The sequence below is a fragment of the Streptomyces glaucescens genome (genome assembly GCF_002154375.1).
GTDB classification, from domain to species: domain Bacteria; phylum Actinomycetota; class Actinomycetes; order Streptomycetales; family Streptomycetaceae; genus Streptomyces; species Streptomyces glaucescens.
Window position 1 is genome coordinate 1 of sequence record NZ_MUND01000715.1, and the last position, 3,463, is coordinate 3,463.

General features: G+C 75.8%; 4 protein-coding genes and 1 pseudogene. All 5 read right to left on the reverse strand.

Annotated elements, in window-relative coordinates:
• Nucleotides 1–243: pseudogene (locus CCN42_RS35775) on the reverse strand (hypothetical protein); the annotation flags it as partial.
• A gap of 44 nt (nucleotides 244–287) precedes the next feature.
• Nucleotides 288–836, reverse strand: a complete 549-nt coding sequence (locus CCN42_RS35780) for a nuclear transport factor 2 family protein (protein WP_086741521.1) — start codon at nucleotides 834–836, stop codon at nucleotides 288–290.
• A gap of 26 nt (nucleotides 837–862) precedes the next feature.
• Nucleotides 863–1,585 carry a nuclear transport factor 2 family protein gene (locus CCN42_RS35785; RefSeq protein WP_245877619.1) on the reverse strand — a complete coding sequence of 241 codons (723 nt, stop codon included), beginning with the start codon at nucleotides 1,583–1,585 and terminating at the stop codon, nucleotides 863–865.
• Entirely contained in the window at nucleotides 1,582–2,094 is a 513-nt protein-coding gene (locus tag CCN42_RS35790) for a hypothetical protein (protein WP_086741522.1), read from the reverse strand. Before CCN42_RS35790 ends, CCN42_RS35785 begins: the two co-directional genes overlap by 4 nt.
• On the reverse strand, nucleotides 2,091–3,383 hold the full coding sequence (locus CCN42_RS35795; protein WP_086741523.1) for an MCE family protein: 1,293 nt from the start codon (nucleotides 3,381–3,383) through the stop codon (nucleotides 2,091–2,093). The genes CCN42_RS35790 and CCN42_RS35795 overlap by 4 nt, the downstream gene beginning before the upstream one ends.
• Nucleotides 3,384–3,463: the final 80 nt, after the last annotated feature.

Consider the following 3,463-nt stretch of genomic DNA (forward strand, 5'->3'; position numbering starts at 1 on the left):
TCCGCGCGTACGGCCGTCGCGGTGCCGGTGGCGGCCGCGGTGTCGCTCGCCTTCCGGTCCCCGGCCGCCACCGGCACCGCGTACGGCCGTACGCGCGGACGGGGGCCGTGGGGCCGTGACGCGGGTGCGGGTGCGGTCCGCCGTCCGCTCCGGCTTCCCCGGCTGCTCCTGGGAGGCGGCGGGCCGGGTGTCGCGCGCCTGGCGGCGCCGCTCGCGGTTGATGTGGTGGCGGGTCGTCGGCATCGTGCGGTCCTCTCGGTGCGGGCGGCTTGCGCGGACGGAAGCGGTCAGCGGGCCGATGCGCCGCCCATGGGGGCCTGTCCCAGGGCACTGAGCCGCCACCGGCCCTTGGTGCGGGTGAGTTCGCCGAGCATGCGGCTGTCCTTCTCGGTCTTCGCCCCGTCGGAGGCCTTGACGGTGACGCGCAGGGCGACCAGCACCCGGGCCCGCCCGGCGCGGTCGTCGAGTTCGGTGACGGCGCCCGACAGCACCCGGGCCGTGGTGACCGTCTTCGCCTCCTTCACCTGCTCGGCGAACTCCTCCCGCCCCGACACCAGTTGCTCGTGCAGCTCGCCGGTGGTGGACGACTCCCACAGGTCGAGGCCCCGGTCCAGGTCCCGGTGGTCGAGCGTGTTGAGGTTCTGTACGGCCTGCTCGCCGGCGGCGAGCGCCTCGTCCCGCTGCGCGGCGTACGCGGACCGGTCGTCGTGGGCCGCCGCGTACCAGTCCTGGCCGGCCCACGCCGCGAAGCCTCCCGCGACGAGGGTGAGGGCGAGGGCCAGGGCCGTCAGTGGCCGGGGGCGGTTTCCGGCGAGCGCACGCAGGACGCGTCGCATGAGGTTCTCCCGTCTTTCGGGCACGGTCAGCGGGCCTTGAGGTCGACGATCCGCCAGCGGTCGTTCACCAGCCGTGCGGTGACGGTGAGCTGGGCGGCGGCGGTGGCCTCGCCGTCGCCACGGCGGGAGGTCTGGTCGAGGAACACCAGCAGACGCGCACGCTCCCCGTCGAGTTCGATCACCCCGGTGCGTACGGCCTCGGTGCTCAGGGTGACCCGCTGGTCGGCGAGGTCGTCGCGGACCCGGGCGAACAGGTCCCGGTACTGGCGGGCGGCGCGGCCGTCGAGCACGGCGCGTGCGGAGCGCTCGGCGGTCGCGGTGCCGTCCGGTGTGTAGGAGAAGACGCGGGCGAGGGCGTTGTCGATCTCCCCGGCGACACGTGCGGTGGCCTCGGTGTCCGTGAGCGCACGGTTGCGGGCGGCCTCCGCCGACCTCAGCTGGTGGGCTTCGTGGAAGAAGCCGCACCCGCCGGCGACGAGCACCGCGGCGATCCCCGCCGACACGGCCCGCCGCCATCGGCCGCCCGGTGGCCGGCCGGACTCCGGGCCCGCCTCCGGCCCGGCGGGCTCGCCCCGGGGCGGGGCGGACTCCGCCCCGGAGGGGGCCGGCTCGTCCTCGGACAGCCCGGATTCCGGCGGCGCCGGTTCCGTCGCGGGCGCATCGTCCTCGGGCTCACCGCCGGTGGAACCGTCGGTTCCGGGCGGGGTGAGTGGCGGCCTCGAAGCGCGCATCGGGCGCGTGCGTGTCATCGGTCGTCCTCCCCGTGCCCGGCGAGCGGTACCGCGTTCAGCGCCCGCACCTTCCACTCCCCCGCGTCCGTGCGGGTCAGGACGGCCTCCAGGCGTTTGCGGTCGATGGCCGGCCGTTCGGTCCCGGCCGGGGTGACCTCGACGCTGACGGTGGCGATGAGCTTGGCCGTGCCGGCGCGGGTGTCGAGCGCGGTGACGGCGGCCTCGGTGACCGTGCCGCGCGCCGAGGCGCCCGCCTTCGGCGGCGTGCGGCCCAGCGCGTCGCGCAGCGGCCCGGTGGAGGCGGCGCGCCAGGCCCGGATGCCCGCCTCGGCCCGCTGCCGGGTGGAGGCGTCCAGCGTGGTGAGGACGGCGACGCCCTCCCGGCCGTCGGTGAGCGCCTGGTCGCGCTGCCGGCCGTAGGCGAGCGCGTCGTCGGTGCGGGCCTCGGCGTACGTCCACGCGCCGGCCCCGCAGAAGCCGACCGCCAGTGCGAGCCCCGTTCCCGCCAGCAGCCTGGCCCCCCTCATCGCGTGTTCCCGGTGCCGGGGAGGAGGAGGTCCGCCATGTCCTTCGGCGCCGCCCCGCCCTGGCCGGGCAGGGCGAGGGCGCCTGGCAGCGGGGCGGAGGCGCTGCCCGGCGGCGCCGCCCGGCCGCCGTCCGCGCCGCCGGAGGGCAAGGACCCGGGCCTCGCCGGGTCGGGCACCGGGCCGCCCCTGGGGGCGTGCGCCGAGCCGCGTACGTTGAAGCCGTCCGCGGCGGAGGCGGCGCAGGCCGCGTCGGTGTTGAGGGCGGGCGCGGTCCCGAGGTCGAGTCCGTTGCGGTAGCGGGTGGCACCGTATCCGGCGGTGCAGGGCAGGGGCTGGAAGAAGGTGACGGCCATGCCGAGGTTCAGCTTCCCTCCGTCGACGGCGGTGGCTCCGGCGGAGACGGCCGCCGGATACTTCACGAGCAGTTCCTCCAGGCCGCGCTGCCGGGTGACGGCGATCTCGGAGGTGGTGAGCAGGTTGGCGAGGACGACGCCGAGGCTCGGGTCGAGGTCCCGCAGGACTGCGCTGACCTGGGTGGCGGCCTCGGGCGCGGCGGCCAGGAGACGGCGCAGGTCGGCGTCGGAGCCCTTGAGGGTGCGGGCCAGTTCCTTCGCTCCGACGGCGAAGTCCCGGATGGCCCGGGTCTCCTCCGCCTGGGTGCGCAGCACGGTCTCGCCGTCGGTGAGGAGGCGGGTGGTGGCGGGCAGGGCGCGGTCGGCGGCGTCCACGAAGGCGCCGCCGCTGTCGAGCAGCGCCTCGAGATCGTCGCCGTGCCCTTCGAAGGTCTTGCCGAACTCGTCCACGACCGTGCGCAGGTCCTCCAGCGGTACGGAGCGGGTCAGGTCGTCGATGCTGGCGAGGACGTCGGTGACGGGTGCGGGCACCTGGGTGTCGGACTGTTCGATCCGGGCGCCGTCGGCGAGATAGGGGCCGTCGTCGCTCTGCGGGCGCAGGTCGATGTACTGCTCGCCGACGGCGGAGAGGCCGGCGACCACGGCACGGGTGTCGGCGGGGATGCGCGGGGCGGATCTCTTGATGCGCAGTTCGGCGACGACGCCGTCCGAGGTGAGGCCGATCGGGCCGACCCGGCCCACGGAGACGCCCCGGTAGGTGACGTCGGAGTGGGTGAACAGGCCACCGGTGTGCGGCAGTCGCACGTCGACCGTGTAGTGGTCGGCGACGCCGGCGTACCGGCCGAGGTCGGCGTAGCGGATCCCGAGGTAGGAGAGGGCGAGGACGGCGATGAGGAGGAAGGCGAGGTTCTTCAGCCGTACGGCGAGGGTGATCAACGGAGTTCACCTCCCGGCGTGGCCGTCCCGGAACCGAGGCCGGTACCGGTGGGGGCGGGGGTGGAGACGAAGGGCAGGGG

Bases quoted from the DNA above. Each gene is read 5' to 3' on its own strand.
- CCN42_RS35790 (WP_086741522.1), bottom strand. From the start codon at position 2,094: ATGAGGGGGGCCAGGCTGCTGGCGGGAACGGGGCTCGCACTGGCGGTC.
- CCN42_RS35780 (WP_086741521.1), bottom strand. From the start codon at position 836: ATGCGACGCGTCCTGCGTGCGCTCGCCGGAAACCGCCCCCGGCCACTG.
- CCN42_RS35785 (WP_245877619.1), bottom strand. From the start codon at position 1,585: ATGACACGCACGCGCCCGATGCGCGCTTCGAGGCCGCCACTCACCCCG.